Annotated in this window: 17 protein-coding genes and 1 tRNA gene; 3 read left to right on the forward strand and 15 right to left on the reverse strand. The window is 68.2% G+C overall.

From position 1 onward, the window contains the following. Positions 1–56: 56 nt before the first annotated feature. The 4 genes from DKM19_RS45370 to DKM19_RS45385 all read right to left on the reverse strand — a co-directional run bounded on the left by DKM19_RS45370 (position 57) and on the right by DKM19_RS45385 (position 3945). On the reverse strand, positions 57–866 hold the full coding sequence (locus DKM19_RS45370) for an ABC transporter permease (protein ID WP_110704814.1): 810 nt from the start codon (positions 864–866) through the stop codon (positions 57–59). Beyond that, positions 863–1813: an ATP-binding cassette domain-containing protein gene (locus tag DKM19_RS45375; RefSeq protein WP_110704815.1), complete on the reverse strand. Its 951-nt coding sequence runs from the start codon at positions 1811–1813 to the stop codon at positions 863–865. The genes DKM19_RS45370 and DKM19_RS45375 overlap by 4 nt, the downstream gene beginning before the upstream one ends. A 303-nt stretch (positions 1814–2116) precedes the next feature. Beyond that, positions 2117–2797, reverse strand: coding sequence for a nucleoside/nucleotide kinase family protein (locus DKM19_RS45380; RefSeq protein ID WP_204358525.1), 681 nt, complete (start codon positions 2795–2797; stop codon positions 2117–2119). Between the two features lie 68 nt (positions 2798–2865). Continuing rightward, positions 2866–3945: a substrate-binding domain-containing protein gene (locus DKM19_RS45385; protein ID WP_204358526.1), complete on the reverse strand. Its 1080-nt coding sequence runs from the start codon at positions 3943–3945 to the stop codon at positions 2866–2868. A 451-nt stretch (positions 3946–4396) separates the two neighbouring features. On the opposite strand from DKM19_RS45385, the gene DKM19_RS45390 reads away from it, so the two are divergent. Then, entirely contained in the window at positions 4397–5092 is a 696-nt protein-coding gene (locus DKM19_RS45390; protein ID WP_110704816.1) for a hypothetical protein, read from the forward strand. Between the two features lie 128 nt (positions 5093–5220). On the opposite strand, the gene DKM19_RS45395 is transcribed toward DKM19_RS45390, so the two are convergent. From DKM19_RS45395 to DKM19_RS45405, 3 genes are all read right to left on the reverse strand, one after another. Next, complete coding sequence (locus DKM19_RS45395) at positions 5221–6081, reverse strand: SDR family oxidoreductase (RefSeq protein WP_239513944.1); 861 nt, start codon at positions 6079–6081, stop codon at positions 5221–5223. Beyond that, entirely contained in the window at positions 6078–7313 is a 1236-nt protein-coding gene (locus DKM19_RS45400) for an acyl-CoA dehydrogenase family protein (RefSeq protein WP_089210097.1), read from the reverse strand. The genes DKM19_RS45395 and DKM19_RS45400 overlap by 4 nt, the downstream gene beginning before the upstream one ends. 259 nt (positions 7314–7572) lie before the next feature. Then, positions 7573–8622 carry a phosphotransferase family protein gene (locus DKM19_RS45405; protein ID WP_239514541.1) on the reverse strand — a complete coding sequence of 350 codons (1050 nt, stop codon included), beginning with the start codon at positions 8620–8622 and terminating at the stop codon, positions 7573–7575. 120 nt (positions 8623–8742) lie between these two features. Here DKM19_RS45405 and DKM19_RS45410 point away from each other — a divergent pair, with 120 nt between their 5' ends. Next, positions 8743–9447 carry a TetR/AcrR family transcriptional regulator gene (locus tag DKM19_RS45410; RefSeq protein ID WP_110704817.1) on the forward strand — a complete coding sequence of 235 codons (705 nt, stop codon included), beginning with the start codon at positions 8743–8745 and terminating at the stop codon, positions 9445–9447. Here DKM19_RS45410 and DKM19_RS45415 read toward each other — a convergent pair. The 5 genes from DKM19_RS45415 to DKM19_RS45435 all read right to left on the reverse strand — a co-directional run bounded on the left by DKM19_RS45415 (position 9425) and on the right by DKM19_RS45435 (position 14808). Next, positions 9425–10027 (reverse strand): ATP/GTP-binding protein, encoded by a 603-nt coding sequence (locus DKM19_RS45415; RefSeq protein ID WP_110704818.1) that lies wholly within the window; start codon positions 10025–10027, stop codon positions 9425–9427. The two genes, DKM19_RS45410 and DKM19_RS45415, sit on opposite strands and share 23 nt — an antisense overlap. After that, positions 10008–10358, reverse strand: a complete 351-nt coding sequence (locus DKM19_RS45420; protein WP_110706446.1) for a DUF742 domain-containing protein — start codon at positions 10356–10358, stop codon at positions 10008–10010. Before DKM19_RS45420 ends, DKM19_RS45415 begins: the two co-directional genes overlap by 20 nt. Then, positions 10355–10780, reverse strand: a complete 426-nt coding sequence (locus tag DKM19_RS45425) for a roadblock/LC7 domain-containing protein (protein WP_089210093.1) — start codon at positions 10778–10780, stop codon at positions 10355–10357. The genes DKM19_RS45420 and DKM19_RS45425 overlap by 4 nt, the downstream gene beginning before the upstream one ends. Beyond that, positions 10761–13142: an ATP-binding protein gene (locus DKM19_RS45430; protein ID WP_162642259.1), complete on the reverse strand. Its 2382-nt coding sequence runs from the start codon at positions 13140–13142 to the stop codon at positions 10761–10763. Before DKM19_RS45430 ends, DKM19_RS45425 begins: the two co-directional genes overlap by 20 nt. A gap of 418 nt (positions 13143–13560) precedes the next feature. Next, positions 13561–14808 (reverse strand): MFS transporter, encoded by a 1248-nt coding sequence (locus DKM19_RS45435; protein WP_239513945.1) that lies wholly within the window; start codon positions 14806–14808, stop codon positions 13561–13563. 1241 nt (positions 14809–16049) lie between these two features. Between DKM19_RS45435 and DKM19_RS45440 the strand changes: the two genes are divergently transcribed. Continuing rightward, positions 16050–16394 carry a MerR family transcriptional regulator gene (locus DKM19_RS45440; protein ID WP_089210090.1) on the forward strand — a complete coding sequence of 115 codons (345 nt, stop codon included), beginning with the start codon at positions 16050–16052 and terminating at the stop codon, positions 16392–16394. 142 nt (positions 16395–16536) lie between these two features. On the opposite strand, the gene DKM19_RS45445 is transcribed toward DKM19_RS45440, so the two are convergent. From DKM19_RS45445 to DKM19_RS45455, 3 genes are all read right to left on the reverse strand, one after another. Then, positions 16537–17664 (reverse strand): YihY/virulence factor BrkB family protein, encoded by a 1128-nt coding sequence (locus DKM19_RS45445; RefSeq protein WP_110704821.1) that lies wholly within the window; start codon positions 17662–17664, stop codon positions 16537–16539. 347 nt (positions 17665–18011) lie between these two features. Next, positions 18012–18085, reverse strand: a tRNA-Met gene (locus tag DKM19_RS45450). 282 nt (positions 18086–18367) lie between these two features. Further along, positions 18368–19066, reverse strand: coding sequence for a class I SAM-dependent methyltransferase (locus DKM19_RS45455; RefSeq protein WP_239513946.1), 699 nt, complete (start codon positions 19064–19066; stop codon positions 18368–18370). Positions 19067–19270: the final 204 nt, after the last annotated feature.

Here is a 19270-nt window from a genome sequence, read left to right on the forward strand (position 1 = left end):
TCAGGTGGGCGGCCACGTGAACGGGTGGATGGCGGGACACGTGACCGGGTGAGTGGTCAGAGGCGGATGCGGTAGGCGCGGACCGCGAGCGGTGCGAACACCGCGATGAACGCGGCCGACCACAGCAGCGTCCACCCCACCGGGCCCGCCACCGGACCGCCCAGCATCAGGCCGCGGGCCGCGTCCATCACGTGGGAGACCGGGTTGACGTTCACCCAGGCCTGCAGCCAGCCGGGCATGCTCTCCTTCGGCGCCACCATGCTGGTGCCGAAGGTCAGCGGGAACAGCACCAGGAACGCCACCCCCTGCACGCCGCCCGGTTGCCGCATGAGCATGCCGACGAACACGAACACCCAGCTCGTGCTGAACGCGAAGAGGATCGTGAGCAGGCAGGCGGCCAGTGCCGACAGCGGGTCGGTCTGGATCCGGAAGCCGATCGCGTAGCCGAAGCCGAGCAGGGAGACGATCGCCACGACATAGCGGATCAGGTCGCCGAGCACCGAGCCGACCAGGGGCGCGGACCTGGCGATCGGCAGGCTGCGGAACCTGTCGAACACGCCCTTGCCGATGTCGGTGTTGAGGTTGACCCCGGTGGCCATCCCCCCGAACAGCACCGTCTGCACCATGATCGCCGGAAGCAGGAGCTGCAGGTAGTCGTGGGTGGAGCCGGAGATCGCACCGCCGAGCAGGAAGACGTACACCACCACGAAGATGACCGGCTGCAGCGTCACGTCGAGGAGTTGCTCCGGGGTGCGGAGGGTCTTGATCAGGCTCCGCCTGGCAAGGGCGAGGCTGTGCCTGACGAACCCGAAGGGCCGCGGGCTCTCGGGCACGGTCGTCGTAGGACGGGTCACGGTGAGCGTCATGCCGAGGTCTCCTCAACGTTGTGACGGCCGGTGAGGGTGAAGAAGACCTCGTCCAGACTGGGCAGGCGGAGCGAGAGTTCCGTGACGCCGATCCCCTCGCGATCCAGCCGCCCGACCACCTTGGTGAACGCGGTGTCGTCGTCGACCGGGGCGGCGATCACGCCTCGAGCGGGAGACTCCGGTTCGCGTCCCGAGACCGCGGCGAGGATCGCGGTGGCGTCGGCGAGCCGGGCCGGGTCGGTGGGCCGTATCAGGATCGTCTGACCGCCCACGACCTGCTTGAGCTCGGCCGGGCTGCCGTGCGCGATCACTTTTCCGTGGTCGATGACCGAGATGTCGTCGGCGAGCGCGTCGGCCTCCTCCAGATACTGCGTGGTGAGCAGCACGGTGACGCCGTCGGCGACGAGCGAACGGATGATGTTCCACACGTCGTCCCGTTTGGCCGGGTCGAGTCCGGTCGTCGGCTCGTCGAGATAGATGACGTCGGGGCGGCCGACAAGACCGGCGGCCAGGTCGAGGCGGCGGCGCATGCCTCCGGAGTAGGTCTTGGCGGGCCTCGAACCGGCCTCTGCGAGTTCGAACTCCTTGAGCAGCTCCGCGGCGCGGGCTTTCGCGTCCGCCCGGCGCAGGTCGAGCAGCATCCCGATGAGAACGAGGTTCTCCATGCCGGTGAGGTCCTCGTCGACCGAGGCGTACTGCCCGGTGAGCCCGATCATGCGGCGAACCCTGCCGGCGTCCTTCACGACGTCCACGCCGCGCACCGCAGCACGTCCCGCGTCGGGACGGAGCAGTGTGGCGAGAATCCGGACCGCGGTCGTCTTGCCCGCGCCGTTCGGCCCGAGCACCCCGAGCACGGTGCCCTGTCTTGCTGCCAGGTCGATCCCCGCGAGCGCGGTGGTCTTCCCGAATCGTTTGACCAGTCCCTCGGCCTCAAAGGCAAGGTTCATGGCGTTTCCTCCTCATAAGCGATAACGCCACGCATCGTGGCCCGCTCCGCTGCCAGACCCCGCACAGATCGCTGTCGGCCGCCTGAGGCGCATGACAGAATCCAGCCCGGATCGCTACCGGCCGGACGGAGCCCGCGGTCGGCTCGAGTCGGGACGGTCGCGTAAAGCCCGCCGCAGGGACCGGTTCGGTCGGATCACTACCGTCCGGACGAAGCTCGCGGCCGGTTCGAGGCGGTATGACCGCATAAAGGCTGGTTCAGGGTGAAGCAGCCGGGTCCCGCGATGAGGTCCGCGCCTCCGGCGTCAGCCGGCCGTCTTCGGGTCTCCGATCGACAGCAGGACCGGTTCGGGGATCACGAGGTCGGCGTGCGGGCGGGTTCCGGCGATGAGGTCCGCGTTCGGCTGGTCGATCCTCATCACCCAGGACACGGCCGCGTCGTGGTCCTTGCCGAACTGCTCGTGACGGGAGACGAGGCGGCGCACGCGCTCGTCGGGACCGAGGTCGCAGTACCAGACCTCGTCGAGCTGAGGCCGTACACGTGCCCAGTCGCCCTGGTCGAGCAGCAGGTAGTTTCCCTCGGTGACGATGAGCCGGGTGTCCCGCGAGATCGGGATGCTCCCGGCGATCGGCTGCTCAAGGTCGCGTTCGAACGCGGGCGCGTAGATCACATCGTCCTCGTCCTCGCGCAGGCGACGGAGCAGGGCCGCGTAACCGGCGGCGTCGAAGGTGTCCGGGGCCCCCTTGCGGTCGCGCCGTCCGAGCCGGTCGAGTTCGGTGTCGGCGAGGTGGAAGCCGTCCATCGGCACGTGTGCCGCCCACTCCGGCGACCGGCCGTCCGGTGGGGTCTGCCGCAGCAGACGGACGAGGCTCTCGGCGAGCGTGGTCTTCCCCGCCCCCGGGCCGCCGGCGATGCCGAGCAGGGCCCGGTGCCCGTCTCGCACGAGGGAGCGGGCCCGAGTCGCCAGGTCCTGAAGGGTCATCATCGAAGCTTCTGGGCGATTCGGCGCAGCACGGACACCACATTACGGCGTCCGGCCGCGCCGAACGGCCGTCACTTCGCGAGGTCCCTGAACGGATCCTCGTAGGCGTCGAACGGCTTGGGCATCGAGGCCAGCGCCTTGTCGGCGTTCTCCTTGGTGACCATCCGGATCGGGGCCCTCACCTCGAACGGCAGCATCTTGCCCTTCGCGTCGGCCTGGCACGCCTCGACACCCATCAGGCCCATCACGTACGGATACTGGGCGACGGTGCCGTCCAGAGAGCCTTCCTTGACCGCCTTGAGCGCGTCCTTGGAGCCGTCGACGCTGATGACCTTCACCCGGCCCGTCTTGCCGGCGTTGGCGACGGCCCGTGCCACACCCAGTCCCATGTCGTCGTTGACGACGAAGAAGCCCACCAGGTTCGGGTGTGCTCGCATGGCATCGGCCGCGGCGGTGAGCGCCGTCTGCCGTTTCCACTTCGCGCCGACGGTCTGGACGACCTTGAGCCCGGTACCGATCCCCTGCCGGAATCCCTCGATCCTGGCGTCGCTGGTGACATCGCCGGCGTCACCGGCGATGACCGCGACGTCACCGCCGGAGGGCAGCAGCTCGGCCATCCGCTGGCCGGCCGTCCTGCCCGCCTCGGCGTTGTCGGTGCCGATGTAGGTGGCCAGTTTGATCTTTGCGGCCCCGGCCATCACGACGTCGACCGGGCTGTCGATGTTGACGATGGTCCTGCCCGACTCGGAGATCTTGGCAAGGTCCTGGATCAACTCGGTACCAGAGGCCGGATTGACCACAAAACAGGACGAGGTCCGCTCGGCCAGAGCCTTGGACTTGGCCGCCCGGCCCTTGGCGCCGGCGGACTCGGCCGCCTGGACCGTGACGGGCACCCCGGCCGTCCGAGCCTGGTCGTCGACGCCCTGTTTCATCAGCTGGAGGAACGGGTCCTCCAGCCCCCTGATCACGGCGGTGATGCTCGGATTGGCGTTGACCTTTGCAGACGTGGTGTCCGAGGTCCCCGAACGTGAGTCACCTGAACCGGCGGGTCCGCTGGACCTGTCTGCGCCGCAGCCTCCCAGCGCGAGCGTCCCCGCGGCCATGACCGCGGTGACCGCCGTCGCGCGACGGCCTTTGGTGTTCACGTGCATCAGGTGCCCCTTTCGGTGTCGGTGGGGCGACCGTATGGCTCCCGGCGGGGACCGACCACCTTTCTTTCGGCTGCTTACGTCGAAAGAATCTTGACCATGGTCGGGAGCGGGCAGCGGCCTCCGATCCGGACCGCGGCAGGCGGTGGCACCGGAAAAGGACATACGCTGACTGTCTGTCACCGGGACGGCCGGATATGTGGACTCGCGACCCGGAAAGTCGGCCAGGCGAGCTCACAACCGAGCGGTCGCGCGAGCTCACGGCCAGGCGGCATGCGAGCGGACTCACGGCTCGGCAGGTCGTGCGAGCGAACTCGTGGCCAGGCAGGGCATGCGAGCTCACGGCCGGGGCACTCGCACGGGCGAGCTCGGGGTCAGGGACGATGAGCTCGGCGTCGCGGGTCAGGTCGTGCCAGGTGCCCGGTGATGCGCGAGGGAAGGGGAAACCGTGAACATGAGGCCGCGATCCGCGCAGCAGGGGCACCCCGGCGAGCTCCGGCTCCCCGCCGCGTGTGCGGTGCTGGTCGCCATCGCGCTGTACGCGGCACTGCCCAGCCAGCTCATCGTCGGGCCGCGGTTCGTCGTGCCCGTGCTGGAGCTGGTGCTGCTCGTGTTTCTCGTGGCGGTCAATCCACGCCGCATGCTCCGGGAGAACCGGCTGCTGAGGCAGCTGTCCATAGCCCTCGTTCTCATCATCGCGGTGACCAACAGCGCCGCGCTGGTCCTCGTCATCATCGAGCTGGTCACCGGACATGCCAGCGAAGGCCGGCAGCTGCTGCTCGCCGCCGGCCAGGTGTGGCTGACCAACATCATCATCTTCGGGCTGGCCTTCTGGGAGCTCGACCGCGGCGGCCCCGTACAGCGCACCCAGGCTCGGGACAAGGGCCTGCCGATGGCCGACTTCCGCTTTCCCCAGGACGAGGACCACGACGCCATCGACGAGGTGGCCGCCCGCTCGTCGGCCAAGTCGGGCTGGACACCCGGGTTCATCGACTATTTCTACGTGTCGGTGACCAATTCCTCCGCGTTCAGTCCCACCGACACCATGCCGCTGTCCGCCCGGGCGAAGCTGCTCATGGCCACGGAGTCGATATCGGCCCTCGTGCTCTCGGTGGTCGTCATCTCGCGTGGGGTCAGCCTGCTGAAGTGACCCCGGTGGATCACGCGCATCGGTCCCGGCGGTCAGGGCGACGCGGAGGTCGGCGGGTGACGGCTGCCACAGCGGTAAAGAAAGCCGTCACCCGAGAGCCATGAGGACCCTTCCGTACGGCACGCGGCTCAGACGCGCGGTCCGGGGGCGCGGCGGAAGGTGAAGGGCTGGCTCTCGCGTCCCGGGATCACGAACCAGCACTCACCCGTGCCGTCGCTGTCGAGCAGCTGGACGAACGTGTCGACGACGGCCGGGACGTCGAGGATCGGGAACCCGATCTGCTCCAGCACCGCCTTGCTCTCCCCCAGGATCGCCGTGTCGGCGAACGAGGGACAGAGACCCTGCACCTTGACGCCGAGAGGTTCGAGATCCTGGCCGAGCGAGCGGACGAGCCCGACGACGGCGTGCTTGTTGGCGGCGTAGATGGGATCGCCGGGGATGCCGACGATCCCCGCCATGCTCGCCGTCGCCACGATGGTGCCGCCGCCACCCGCCAGCAACGCGGGGATCGCGGCGTGCGCGCCGAACACGACGCCGTCGAGGTTGACGCCCATCGCCAGGCGGTAGCGCTTGATGTCGAAGTCCTCGCGCAGCCCGCAGCCCGAGGCGATGCCGGCGTTGAGGAACGCGAGGTCGAGCCGGCCGTACCGCTCGACGGCGGTGGCCACCGCGGCCTCGCTGTCCTCGAGCCGGGTGACGTCGCAGTGCACGTACGTCGCGCCGAGCTCGTCGGCGAGGCTCTGGCCCGCGTCGTCGTCGATGTCCGCGAGGACGATCCGGGCCCCGCCCGCGGCCAGCCGCCGGGCCACCCCGGCGCCGATGCCGTTGCCTCCGCCGGTGATGAGCGCGACCTTGCCCTCAAGCCGGTCGCTGCGGACCGTGTTGAACCCCGCCGCCGTGTCCTTCGTCTGCGGGCTCCCCGTCGCCAGGCCGCTGAGCAGACCGCCGCTGTTCCCGGCGAACTCGTTACCCGTTCCCTCTGCGCTCACAGTGGCAGTCCTCCGGTGGCGGCGTTGGTCGAACCCGTGCTCCTGTAAGCGGCGATCGTACGCTCGGCGATGCGCATTTGGTGGATCTCATCGGCTCCGTCGGCGAAACGCGCCCAGCGGGCGTGCTGGAACATATTGGCCAGCGGGGTGTCGGTCGAGTACCCCAGCGCGCCGTGCACCTGGATCGCCCGGTCGATGATCCGGTTGAGGCTGTTGGCCACGAAGTGCTTGGACATCGAGACCTCGGTACGGAAGTCCTCGCCCTTGTCGATCTTCGAGGCGGCGTGCAGGACCATGAGCTTGCACTGGTAGAGCTCCATGGCCGAATCGGCGATGAGCCACTGGACGCCCTGCTTCTCGGCCAGCAGCGATCCGTGGCTGTAGCGGTTGAGGGCGCGGTCGACCATCATGTCGAGCGCCGTCTCGGCCTGCGAGATCCAGCGCATGCAGTGCGCCAGGCGGGCCGGGCCCAGCCGGTACTGGCCGAGCTGGTGACCGTTGCCGCGCCCGCCGAGGACCTGGCTGTCGTGCACCCGCAGGTCGGTGATGACGATCTCGCTGTGCCCCGTCGAGCCGTGCATCGTCTCGACCTCGCGGACGTCGTTCCACCCCTCCTGCGGGAGGTCGATGAGGAACGCGGTGTTGCCGCCACGCGAGCCCTCGGGCACGTCGAGCTCGGTCTTCGCGATGAGGATGGCGAAGCTCGCACGGCGGGCGTTGGAGATGAACCACTTGTGACCGTTGATGACCCACTCATCGCCGTCCTTGACGGCGTTCGTCCGGATGAGAGTGGGGTCCGAGCCGGCCACCTCGGGTTCGGTCATCGCGAAGCAGGACATCTTGACGCCCTTGAGCAGCGGCTTGAGGTATTTCTCCTTCTGCTCGTCCGTCGCCCAGTGCAGCAGCGTGTGCATGTTGCCCTCGTCGGGCGCGGAGCAGTTGAGGACCCACGGTCCCAGCCGGGTCTTGGCCGCCTCCGACTGCACCATGGCGAGCTCGACGTGGCCCAGGCCCATGCCGCCCCACTCCTTGGGCATGTGCGGCAGCCACAGCCCCTCGGCCTGCGCCTTCCCTCGCAGCTCGAAGATGACGCGGAGGTATTCGTCGCGCGAGGTGACGGTCCCCTCGTCGTCGAAGCCCTTGACGGCCGGGATGATGGTCTCCTGGACGAAGGCCCGCACGCGTCGGCGGATCTCCTCGTGCTCGGGTGCGAGGGTGAAGTCGATGGCCATGGGGTTCCCCTTGCTGACGGTCTACAGGGATCTACGGGTGGGTGTCCGCCTCCGCGAGCCGACCACGGCCGGCCTACGGGCAGGTGTCCACCCCGACTGGTTGACGGCGGGCGATCTACGGATGGGCGTACGCCCTGGCGGGCCGACGGCGGTTCGCGGGGGCCGACCGGCACGTGTCGATCTCGGCGAGTTAGCGACGGTTCGCGGGGGGCTACAGGTAGGTGTCGGCCTCGGCGAGTCGGCGGCGGTTCGCGAGGAGCTACAGGTAGGTGTCGGCCTTGGCGAACAGGGCCAGGGTGATCGCGTGCAGAACGTCGCCGACGCCCTTGTCCGCCTTGCCCGCGCAGGCCCGCGCATAGGTGCCCTCCAGGATGATCCCGCACTTGAAACAGGCAAAGACCGTGTACCAGTCGATCGCTGACATGTCGCGGGTGGACCGCTCGGCGTAGCGCGCGATCAGCTCGGCGGGCGTGGGAAAGCCCCGCACATCGTTGAGCGCGGCGGCGGGGCCGATGGGCGCGCCCTCGCCGGGCCACATGGCGACGGTCCATCCGAGATCGACGAGCGGATCGCCGATGGTGGACATCTCCCAGTCGACGATCGCGGCGAGACGCGGCCGGTCACGCTCGAACAGCACGTTGGCCAGGTGGTAGTCGCCGTGCATGATGCCCGGTGTCCACGTGACGGGCCGGTTGTCGTCAAGCCACCTGGCGACGCGGTCGAGCTCCGGGATCCGCGGCCCGCCGTAGCCCTTGAGCTCGCCGTACGTGCCGAGCTCGTGCATCCACCGGCCGACCTGGCGCTCGAGGAAGCCCTCGGGCCGGCCGAAGTCACCGAGCCCGGCCGCCTTGTGATCGACGGCGCCGAGTGCGGCGATGCCGTCGATGACGTCGAAGGCGACCGCCCGCAGCCAGGCCTCGTCCGTCGCGTACGCGTCCGGCAGACCCTGCGACGGGTTGAAGCCGTCGACCGGCTCCATCAGGTAGAAGACGACCCCGAGCACGTCCTCGTCCGGACAGGCGGCGATGAGTCCGGGGTGGGGGACGTCCGAGCCGGCCAGCGCGCTGAGGACGCGCGCTTCGCGGCGCAGCACCTCGTTGCTGGCCTTGCGCAGATGTCTCGGCGGCCGGCGCAGCACGTAGGAGCGGCCGCCGCGTTCGAGGCGCACGAGGATGTTCTGGGTGCCGCCCGCCAGCACCTCGACCCGCTCGAAGTCACCCGCCGGCAGGCCCTGCTCGTCCATCCACGGAGCCAGTCGCCCAAGGTCGACGAGCTCGCGATCGACACCGTCCTGCCCGGGGATCGTCACGTACAAGCCTTCTATCCTGTGCGGTGTAGCGGCCACCTCTGATGCGACTGCTTGATGATTTCAGTCACATGCATTATTACCCTATCGAGTGGCCCATCCACCAGTAAGCCAGGAGCGCGCATGCCCCCCAATCCCGGAGCCACGTCCAGGCAACTGGTGGCCGCGGCCGAGCGCCTGTTCGCCGAACGCGGGATCGACGGAGTGTCACTGAGGGAGATCAACACCGCCGCCGGCCAGCGCAACTCGACGGCGCTGCAGTACCACTTCGGGGATCGCACGGGGCTGCTGAACGCGGTGCTCGCCAAGCACCACCCCGAGATCGAGATGCGCCGCCACCAGTTGCTCGACGAGTACGAATCCCGGGGTGGCCTGCCGGAGACCGAGGCCCGCCGCACGCTGGCGGCGGCGCTCGTACGGCCGATGGCCGTGAAGCTGGCCGACCCCGACGGCGGCCGGGCCTACCTGCGGATCATGGAGCAGCTCGTCCACCGTACGGGCCTGCCCTCCCTCCAGAGCAGGCAGGCGGACCCCGGCCAGAGCATCAACAGGTGGCGCGAGCTTGTCGCCCCGATGCTCGAAGAGGTCGCCGTACGCGAGCTGCACCAGCGCTTCACGGCCATCCGGGTGACCTACGTCGAGCTGGCCCGCCGGGCCGCCGGGCCCGATGGCAAGGACGACAGGCTCTTCACCAGCCACCTGATCGACGTCGTGTCGGCGATCCTCGCCACGGAGGTGTCCGAGGAGACCGCCCGGCTGCTCGGGGAGCGCAAGAGCCGCTCCCGTCCCTCGGAGGGCGCTCCCCTCAGACGTGGTGGGGGTCCTTGAAGGCTCCCCCCACCGCGTACGTGACCAGCATGGTTAGCACCTCCTTGACCGACTCGCGCTCGCGCACGTCGCAGAGCACGATCGGCGCCACCCCGTCCAGCCCCAGCGCCTTCCGTACCTTGACCGGGTCGTGGCGCTTCGCCCCGTCGAAGCAGTTGACCGCGACCACGAACGGAAGCCCGCGCTGCTCGAAGTAGTCCACGGCCGGGAAGCAGTCCTGAAGGCGGCGGGTGTCGGCGACCACGACGGCGCCGAGCGCGCCGACGGCCAGCTCGTCCCACATGAACCAGAACCGGTCCTGGCCGGGGGTTCCGAACAGGTAGAGCCACAGTCCTTCGCGGATGGTGATGCGGCCGAAGTCCAGCGCGACGGTCGTCGTGATCTTGGACTCCACGCCCGAGGTGTCGTCCACCCCGATGCTTCGTTCGCTCAGCAGTTCCTCGGTGTGCAGCGGCCGGATCTCGCTGATGGTACCGACCATGGTCGTTTTGCCGACTCCGAAGCCGCCGGCGACAAGGATCTTTATGGCCATCGCCGGAGTGACCGCGGTCACTCCGGGCTCAGAGCCCCCGTATTCCATGCAGCACTTCCTTGTAGATGCGTTCGTCGATTGTCTGCGCCGCCGACTGCGGCCGGTCGATGGTCACAAGGCCCTCACGCCGCAGGTCGCCGAGAATCACGCGGGTGACGTTGAGCGGTAGCTTCAGGTGCGCCGCGACGTCCGCCACCGGGGTGGGCTTGCGGCACACCGACAGCACGGCGAGATGCTCCGGGACCAGGACCGCCGACTCGAAGGACATGTCGGCGGTCGTGACGATGGCCACCAGGTCGAAGGTCTCGCCCAGCGGGCGCGCGCGGCCACCGGTCAGCCCGAAAAGTCTGACCAGTGGCCCAGGATCCTCTCCCGTCACGACCTGGAACCGTTCCACGCCGGTGCCGGAGCCGCTCCCCTCGGTTGCACGGACAGGTGCTCGCCAACGCGCTTGACCATCAGTGCCATCTCGTAGGTGACCATGCCCAGCTCAGCGTCGCCGGCCGCGAGTACGGCCAGCCGGGCCCCCTGCCCCGCCGCGGTCACAAAAAGGAAGCCGTCCTCCATCTCGATGATGGTCTGCCGAACGGCGCCGAGGCCGAAGTGCCGTCCCGCGCCCAGGGCGAGGCTGTGACTGCCCGCCGAGATGGCCGAAAGGTGCTCGGCATCCTCCCTGGTCAGCTCGCGGGAACCGCCCATGGCCAGACCATCGGCGGACAGCACGATGGCGTGCCGGACACCGGGTACGCGCTGGGTCAGATCGTCCAGCAGCCAGCTCAGTTCAGATCTGGGGTCGGCCATCGGAGTGGCCCTCCTTTCCTGTCCATGTGTCCAGGCCCTGCTCGGCACGGCTACGGCCCTGCTGCCAGCCCTGTTGCATGGACGACATGCGGTCGAAGATCTCTTCAGGAGATCGGGTGGAAACATCACGCTGTTCCGGCGGGCACGGCTCGCGTAGCTGGGGAACGATGCTGGCCTGCCGTACCCGCATCGGAAGTCCGTCGAGGTCGTCGTCGGCGTCCGAGGCGGAGAAGGCCTGATGCTGGGGAGAGGACTTCGGCGGGATGTACTCGCTCTGCTGCTGGGCCGGGAACCGGCTTGGCAGGGAGTCCCCGCCGTGGGCCACGGGCTGTGCCCGCGGGACGGATGCCGGCCGGGACCACGGCTCCGGTGCCGCGCCCAGCGCTCGGACGGCCCGGCCGGAGCGAGCCGCGCCGGTCGCCTGACCGCTCAGGGTGGGCTGCTCGGCCCCGCTGATCCGGGTGCCGATGAGCGGGGACTCGGGTACGGCGAGCAGGTTGGACGGCAGGAGCACGATCGCCGTGACGCCGTCGTAGGGCGAGGGCCGTAGCACGACCTTGATCCCGTGCCGGGCCGCGAGCCGGGCCACCACGAACAGGCCCAGCCGGTCGGTGTCGGCCAGATCGAACTCCGGCGGCTCGGAGAGCTGGACGTTGATCTCGTCGATGACGGACTGGCTCAGGCCCAGGCCCCGATCCTCGACCTCCACCGCGAAGCCGTTGGCCGCCGTCATGCCCCGGACGTGCACCACGGTGTTCGGCGGGGAGAAGACGGTGGCGTTCTCCACCAGCTCGGCGATCAGGTGGATCACGTCGGTGGCCGCGCTGCCCACGAGCAGCGGGGCATGCGGCATGGCGAGCACCGTGACGCGGGTGTAGTCCTCCACCTCCAGCACGGAGCTGCGCACCAGGTCGAAGAGCGGCACCGGATCACGCCAGCGCCGGCCGGGGGCCGCGTCGGACAGGATGATCAGGTTCTCCGCGTGCCGCCGCATGCGGGTGGTCAGGTGGTCGAGCTTGAACAGGTCCTCCAGCATCTCCGGCTCCTCGGCCCGGCGTTCCATCGCGTCCAGCAGCGTGAGCTGGCGGTGGAGCAGGGCCTGGTTACGCCAGGCGAGGTTGAGGAAGACCTGGCCGACGCCCTTGCGGAGCGTGGCCTGGCCGACCGCGGCCTCCACGGCGGTGCGCCGTACGGTCGAGAGCGCGCGCATGACCCGGTCCACTTCGGCGGTCTCCGAGACCTCCAGTTCGGGGGTCTCGGCCACGGCGTCCACGTCGTCGCCCTTGCGAAGGCGCTCGACCAGCCGCGGCAGCCGCTCCTCGGCCAGTTCCACGGCCGCGGACTGGAGCCGCAGCAGCTCCCTGATCATGGAGCGTCCGAACCGGACGGAGACCAGGATCGACACGACCACGATGAGCAGGCCCAGCCCCAGAACCAGCACGATCTGCCAGAACGCCGCGGATTTGAGGTCGTCCCCCTTCGCCATGGCGCGGAGCAGGTCTCGCTGGCCGTCCCGGTCGAGGGTGCCGAGGACGCTCCCGGCGTCCTGCTTCCACAGGGTGGCGTCCACCGGAATCGCTCCGGTGACGTCCCAGGCGAAGATCCTGTCCTCGGCCGCCTGGAACCGCTGGTAAACCGTGCTCCCGACGAGTTCCCGGTAGTGCGCCAGCAGGTCGGGGCCGATGTCCCGCTCTGCGTTGGTCATGTAGATCCTGCGGCTGGTCATCGCCGCGACGAAGGCGGTGCGCTCGGCGCTGGTCATCTCGCCGCGCGCCAGCGCGGCGGTGAGCACCGCGTGCTCCCGGTACAGAAACTCGGCGGAGGTGGCGTAGGCGGTGAGTCCGTGCAGCACGCGGTAGAACGACACGTCGGTGAGCGCCGACGAGTTGCCGAACTGCCGATTGGAGGCACTGATGAGCGCGTTGTAGGTCTCGGTCACCTGGAGCGGGGAGGCCTTCCCGCTGTCGGCGGAGGCACGCAGCTCACCGAGCCCGTCCAGTGCCTTCAGCAGGAGTTGCACGTCGGCGGGGGTGCTGCCGGCCTGGGCCTGGAGGTTGATGGAACCGACCAGTTCGCGCAGGCGCGCCGCCGCGCGATCGGTGATGACCCGCTGGGCCTCCAGCGACTTGTCGGCCGCGGTCCGGCCGGCGACCTGCGCGGAGAGCTGGCGTTCCCGCTGGAATTCGATGATCAGCTGTCGGGCCGGATCTCCGACCTCCTGCCACCGGTCCTGGGTCTGGGCGATGCCCACGATAGGAGCGACGGTGGAATAGGCGACGAATCCCCATAGGCCGATCAGCGAGACCAGCGGGACCAGGAGAATTCGAAGAATCTTCGAGCGGATCGGCGGGGGGGAACTCATGCATCTTGTCCAATTCCGCGGGTTCCTGCGCATAGTCGACAGCCGCAGGCAGCGGTCATCCCCCGCGGTCGCACGCCGCGACGGGTGCGCGTGTGATTCGACACACTATGCCCATGGGATAGAACGAGCATCAAGCTACTAATGCGAAGATTAAGTATCAATGTTCGTAGTACTGAGCCGCACTACTACCCTGCAAATTTTCAAGAAGCGGGCGAGTGGCATCACGCGATGAGATAAGTGGATAGTCCAGACATTAAGGACAATTTTCCGCTGATTCATCGCCGTTCGCCGGCATGCGGCGGGTGTGAGGCCGCGAAGGACGGCGGATATTTCAAGATCAACCATCGGTTCACCCGCGCCACGCCGCGTTTCGCGTACGGCATGCGGGGAGCGCCGTCCTTCGGGGGTGTCACGGATGTCAGTGACGAGCCGCCTCCAGCGCCCGCCGCGCGTCGCGCTCGAAGGAGCCACGTGCGGTCAGCGTGATCAAACCTCCGAGCACCATGGGCACGATGAGGGCGTACATGGCCGAGACGAGCGAACCGGTCCTGTCGGAGGCGACGCCGACGATCAGCGGCCCGAACGCCGCACCCGCCGCCAAGCTCACCTGGAGTACGGCGAAGCCGAGACCTCGCGTGGACGCGATCAGGACGTCGGCGAGCGAGGCCATCAGGTTGGGGATGGCCATCGACATCAGCACGCTGGAAACCAGCATCACCAGACAGAACAGCGGGATGGAATCCACCGTGAGCGCAACGGCCAGGACGACCGAGCCGAGGGTGATGCCTCCGCCCCCGGCCAGGAGCCTGCCGCCCTTGCGGGTCTCATGCCAGATCCGGCCCACCCGCGATCCGATGAGGGTGCCGCCGATCACGCCGGCAATGGTGACCAGGCCGCTCAGGGAACCGGCCGCGCCGGTGCCGATGCCGAAGTTGCGCACCATCAACGAGGGCAGCCAGTAGAAGACACCGGCCAGGCCCAAAGTGAGCAGCACCAGGCCGATCATGACCATGATCAGGGTGCGGATCGCCAGGATCTCGCGGAGCTGGCGGCCGAACGACTGCTTGGGCTTGGGCGCGGCTGTGGTTGCTGTGGTTGCGGGTTCGGTGGTGGCATCCGCGATCATCCGGTCGAGTTGACCCCGGACGGGCTCGTGGAGCCGCCAGACGACGAGGGCGGTGAGCAGACCGGGCACGACCATGAACAGGAAGGCGGAACGCCAGCCGAACGCCTCCGCGAGGACGCCGCCGAGAATCGTGCCGATGCCACCCAGATAGGTGGTGACACGGGTCCAGCCGTAGGCCTGGGGCCGGCTGGCCGGGGGGTAGTAGTCGGCGAGCAGGCTGCCGGCGGCCGGGTTGTCGACGCTTTCGGCCGCGGAGAGGAAGACACGCATCACGTAGAAGAACGCGAAACCGGTGGCCAGGCCGGAACCGAGCGTGGCCAGTGCCCAGCAGACGACGACGACGGCGATGATCCGGGTGCGGTTGTGGCGGTCGGCGAAGTAGCCGGCGGGAAGCGAGAAGAGCGCGGCGGCAAGGGCCGAGGCGGTCGGGATGGAGCCCGCGACGGTGTCGCTGAAGCCCCACTCGGCCTGGACCTTCGGCAACACGCCGGACAGCAGGCCGAATTCGATGCGATCGACCAGCCCGACAAGTAAGAGCACGGCCAGCGGAGCCCACCCATAAGGTGCGCGGGACTTGATGTCAACCATCCCGCCGCGAGGTGCTCCAAGCTTCAGGCGTTCGGTAGTGGGCGTGTCGACCATTCCCCATCCCTCCTGTAGCCAGAATCTAGAATTTCCTTCTAGATCTTTGTCAGGAGGGTGACACAGATCACAGCGTCCGTAAATGGTGGAAATATCAGAGTTTGTACATCAGAAGGTCGGAGCGTCCCCGCCCCCTGTAGACGATCATGCGACATGGGTGCGTGCGGCGCCACCAGCGGATGAGATCGGCGAGTTGCCCCTGACAGGGATTCCGATGCCGGCAGGCGCCCGGCGAGAGGTGAAGCCTCTCGCCAGATCTGACGAAAATCTGCTGCGGCGACAGTAGACATCCGGCGATGGCCCAACTAGTGTTTGTGACGTCGGAAGGGAAACAAATCCTCGCCGACAGACGACGAAACTGGACAGGAAAGACTGTCAGGCGTGCCGGGGCCAAGCAGGTGAACGGGTCCCAGCCGATGACAGGCAAGACCGTCAAGCGTGCCGGGGCCGAGCAAAAGAACGGGTCCCAGCCGGTGATGAGCGTGACCGTCAGGCGTGCGGGGGCCGAGCAGGTGAACGGGTCCCAGCCGGTGACGGGCAAGGTTGTCAGGCGTGCCGGGGCCAAGAAAAAGAACGGGTCCCAGCCGGTGACAGGCAGGACCGTCAGGCGTGCCGAGGCCGAGCAGGCGAACGGGTCTCAGCCGGTGACGGGCAAGGTTGTCAGGCGTGCCGGGGCCGAGCAAGTGAACGGGTCCCAGCCGATGACAAGTACGACTGTCAGGCGTGCGGGGGCCAAGCAGGTGAACGGGTCCCAGCCGGTGACAGGCAGGACCGTCAGGCGTGCCGGGGCCGAGCAAGCGAACGGGTCCCAGCCGGTGACGTACCCTCGCGGATCGTTTAGGTGGATCGATCCGACAGGGCGCAGCAATCGATGGACAACCCAAGACTTAAGTAAGGAAGAAGGGAGAGTTGGGCGCCATTTGGATCGCCTGTCACGGTTGATGCCGACCGTGCGGGTGCCGCAGTCCCACAGGATGGAAGGTGGTCTCCGGTCACATACATGCGATCCTCGCACCCCCGCCATAGTGCGGCTGGTGCGGAAAACGAAAATCGGCGCGTGCGCCGGTAAGTGGTGTTGAACTCTTCGGGCCCCGGTGCATACAGGCACCGGGGCCCTGACGTGCGTTATGGAAGGTTCGATGGAAGTAGTCAACGCAGCATTGTCCGACAAGTTCGACGATGACGATTACCCTGCCTACACCATGGGCCGGGCCGCAGAGATCCTTGGCGTGACCGCCGCCTTCCTGCGCAGCCTGGGCACCGCCAACCTGATCGTGCCGCTGCGCTCGGCCGGCGGCCACCGCCGCTACTCGCGCTACCAGCTACGCCTGGCCGCCCGTGCCCGCCAGCTCGTCGACCAGGGAACCCCCCTCGAAGCGGCCTGCCGCATCATCGTTCTGGAAGATCAGCTCGACGAAGCCCTGCGCCTGAACGCCGAGCTCCAACAACGCCACCAAGCACCTCAAAAGCCAGCAAGCTCCTGATCATTCGGCGTCCGCGGTCCGTCCCATGGGCAGAAACCAGTGGTCCGTGCCCCGGTGAAAACCGGAGAGCCGTCCCGGCGAAAACCAGTGGTCCATCCTCGTGAAAACAGAGGAAGGCCGCAGGACGCCACCGGATATCAGGTCAGCCGTTGCCCGGCGGGGTGACCGCCGGTGCAGACTTCGGCGAAGGCTCCGCGGAGGTCGCCGGCGCGGGCGTCAGTGAAGGTTCCAGGGAGGTCGCCGGCGCGGGCAGAGGCGACGGGGGCACCGCGGTGACCGCCGCCGCGGGCGAGGACGGTGACGGCGACTCCGGCTCCGGCTCCGGCTCCGGCTCCGACGACGCCGGGGGCTCCGAGGCGCTCTCGGATTCCGAGGTGCTCTCGGATGATGTGCGGCTGGCCAGATCGGTGATCTGGCCGCTGGTGCTGGTGGCGGTGAGCGTCGCGGCGAACAGGATGAGCTGGTTCAGGAGCTTGAGGAAGACCAGCATCCCGACGGCACCGGCGACAACCTGGTAGGCGGGGTTGGCCGTGGTCATTTCGAGGTAGAACTGGCCGAGGGTCTTGAGGACCTCGAGCCCGGCGGTGATGAACAGCGCGGGCCCGAGCACCCGGCGTAGCGGCAGCCGCAGGCGTGGCGGTGCGCAGAGCAGGGCGATCGCCAGCAGGGTGTTCACTCCGAGACCGAGGACGAAGGCGACCGCGGAGAGCAGCCACTGCGACGGCGGGTCTTCGACGCCCACCGTGTGCAGCAGCAGCCAGTTCAGTAGCGTCTCGGCCGCGAAGGCCACCGCGAGCGAGGCGGACAGCAACAGCCCGAGCCCGGCCATCACCCCCAGGTCGATGATCTGCCGGACGACGAACCTGCCCGGATACTCCTCGATCCGCCAGATCGCCCTGATCGCCGAGCGCAGGGCGTCCATCCAGAACAGTCCGGTGAGCGGAAGACCGATGAAAGCGATCACTCCGGCCGTGCCCCTGGCATCCTGCAGTGCCTGCACGTCCAGCCGGGGGAGGTTCTCCGCGAGATAGCCCTGCACCGTGTGCAGCACTTCCGGGTCGTCCAGGACCTGCCCGATGATCGCAAAACCGAGGAGCCCGAGCGCGAACACCGCGAAGAACGAGTAATAGGTGAGCGCGGCCGACAGGCGCCCGGCATCCACCTCGTCGTAGCGCACAACGGCGCGCACCAGATGATCCAGCCAGCCATGGCGACGGCGAGCCTTCGCCCAGGCCGTCACGACCCGCCCGGTGAAACTCGTGACCATCATGCTCCGGGCTCTACCCGTAGCCCGCCGGACTACCGCCACAATGCCGGCCTCCGCGAAAGCCACGCTCAGTTCTCCGATCGGAAACGAGTCAGGTCGAAGACTAGCCGGTTGGAGACGAGGGGCCGGCCGCAGGTAGTCGGCACGTGGTGGCGCTGGTAGGCCTTCAGCGACTCTTCCTCTTCATGGAACAACTGGAAGTGTGGCCGCGCGGCGAGGGTCGCCGTCCCCTCCGAATGAGAGAGCCGGCAACCGCCTCAGAACCGGCAGCCGCCCTGGCGGCCCGCCCAAAGAGTCCGGAAAAAAGAAAGTGCTCGCCCTCCCGGAGGAGGGCGAGCACTTTCGTTTCGTAGCGGGGACAGGATTTGAACCTGCGACCTGCGGATTATGAGCCCGCCGAGCTACCGAGCTGCTCCACCCCGCGTCGATGAATGGAACACTATCGGATCTTTGAACCCAACGTGACATCGACGGATCGTGAACACCGTGAAACCCCTCGGAAAAGCATCGGCGACGGGACCTTCCAGCGGTCTGCCACGACGGTTTCCCACCGTCGCGGGCCTGGCCACGGGCGTGCGGCGCGAGCACCTCGGCGGCACACGACGCGAGCACGTGAACGAGCCGGAGACGATCCGTTCACGCGAGCACGTCGGCGGCACGCGACGCGAGCCGGAGGCGACCCGTTCAGGCGCCCCCCACCCTCAGCTCACGACGGTCTGCGGGCGAGAATCGAGTGGACGGCGAAGGAGGGTGCCCTGAACTCCGGATCCGCCATGATCTCGCGAACGTCCCGGAGCTCGCTTCGGGTCATCCCCGCCTCCAGGAAGCGGTCCTCCAGGTGAAGGCTGTTGCTGATCAGAAGGCCGAGCCCGGGAGAGCCGGGTCCCCACGTCTCGGTCCAGAGCACCGCGTCGACGTCCACCAGCCCCGCCTCGCCCATGGCCCGCGCGGCGGATCCGCCCCAGGTGGGATCGCTGCCCGCGGCCCCCAGAACCTGGGCCATGGCGGTGACGTACGAGCCGTACAACTCTCTCGCGCGCGGGTCGGAGATCGACGGCGCGACCCAGTGCGTGATGTCGATCTCGTCGATCTGGAGCCACCCACCCGGCCGCAGCGCGGCACGCAGGCGCTCCAGCACCTGCTGGCGCCCCGGCAGATGACTCAGCACCAACCGGGCGTGAACCAGGTCGAACGCGCCCTGCGGCAGCGGATCGTCGACGATGTCGTGCCGGATGACCGTGAGCCCGGGTCTGCGGGGGATGAGGCCGGGCTTGATGTCGGTGGCGAGCACGCGGCCGGTCGGCGCCACCCGCCCGGCCAGCCACAGGGCCACGCTGCCTCCCCCCGCCCCGACCTCCAAGCAGTTCCAGCCCGCGGTGACTCCGGTCTGCCCAAGGCGCTCCAACGTCAGTGGATCCAGGAGTTCGGCCAGATAGCGGTGCTGATCGACCGAATGGTCACCATTATTATCAAATACGTAATTAGACGTGGTCGCAGAATTCTGCCCGGTCATGATCTCCCTTCCAGTTCCGTGCCCGAATGCTAGGCGTTACCCATTGGAGATGTGCTGATTTTCGGCAATATCGACCGCTCCTTATATGATGAAATG

This window comes from Streptosporangium sp. 'caverna', assembly GCF_003203775.1.
GTDB classification, from domain to species: Bacteria; Actinomycetota; Actinomycetes; order Streptosporangiales; family Streptosporangiaceae; genus Streptosporangium; species Streptosporangium subroseum.

Bases quoted from the DNA above. Each gene is read 5' to 3' on its own strand.
- DKM19_RS45370 (WP_110704814.1), bottom strand. From the start codon at position 866: ATGACGCTCACCGTGACCCGTCCTACGACGACCGTGCCCGAGAGCCCG.
- DKM19_RS45375 (WP_110704815.1), bottom strand. From the start codon at position 1,813: ATGAACCTTGCCTTTGAGGCCGAGGGACTGGTCAAACGATTCGGGAAG.
- DKM19_RS45380 (WP_204358525.1), bottom strand. From the start codon at position 2,797: ATGATGACCCTTCAGGACCTGGCGACTCGGGCCCGCTCCCTCGTGCGA.
- DKM19_RS45385 (WP_204358526.1), bottom strand. From the start codon at position 3,945: ATGCACGTGAACACCAAAGGCCGTCGCGCGACGGCGGTCACCGCGGTC.
- DKM19_RS45390 (WP_110704816.1), top strand. From the start codon at position 4,397: ATGAGGCCGCGATCCGCGCAGCAGGGGCACCCCGGCGAGCTCCGGCTC.
- DKM19_RS45400 (WP_089210097.1), bottom strand. From the start codon at position 7,313: ATGGCCATCGACTTCACCCTCGCACCCGAGCACGAGGAGATCCGCCGA.
- DKM19_RS45410 (WP_110704817.1), top strand. From the start codon at position 8,743: ATGCCCCCCAATCCCGGAGCCACGTCCAGGCAACTGGTGGCCGCGGCC.
- DKM19_RS45415 (WP_110704818.1), bottom strand. From the start codon at position 10,027: ATGGAATACGGGGGCTCTGAGCCCGGAGTGACCGCGGTCACTCCGGCG.
- DKM19_RS45425 (WP_089210093.1), bottom strand. From the start codon at position 10,780: ATGGCCGACCCCAGATCTGAACTGAGCTGGCTGCTGGACGATCTGACC.
- DKM19_RS45430 (WP_162642259.1), bottom strand. From the start codon at position 13,142: ATGAGTTCCCCCCCGCCGATCCGCTCGAAGATTCTTCGAATTCTCCTG.
- DKM19_RS45440 (WP_089210090.1), top strand. From the start codon at position 16,050: ATGGAAGTAGTCAACGCAGCATTGTCCGACAAGTTCGACGATGACGAT.
- DKM19_RS45445 (WP_110704821.1), bottom strand. From the start codon at position 17,664: ATGATGGTCACGAGTTTCACCGGGCGGGTCGTGACGGCCTGGGCGAAG.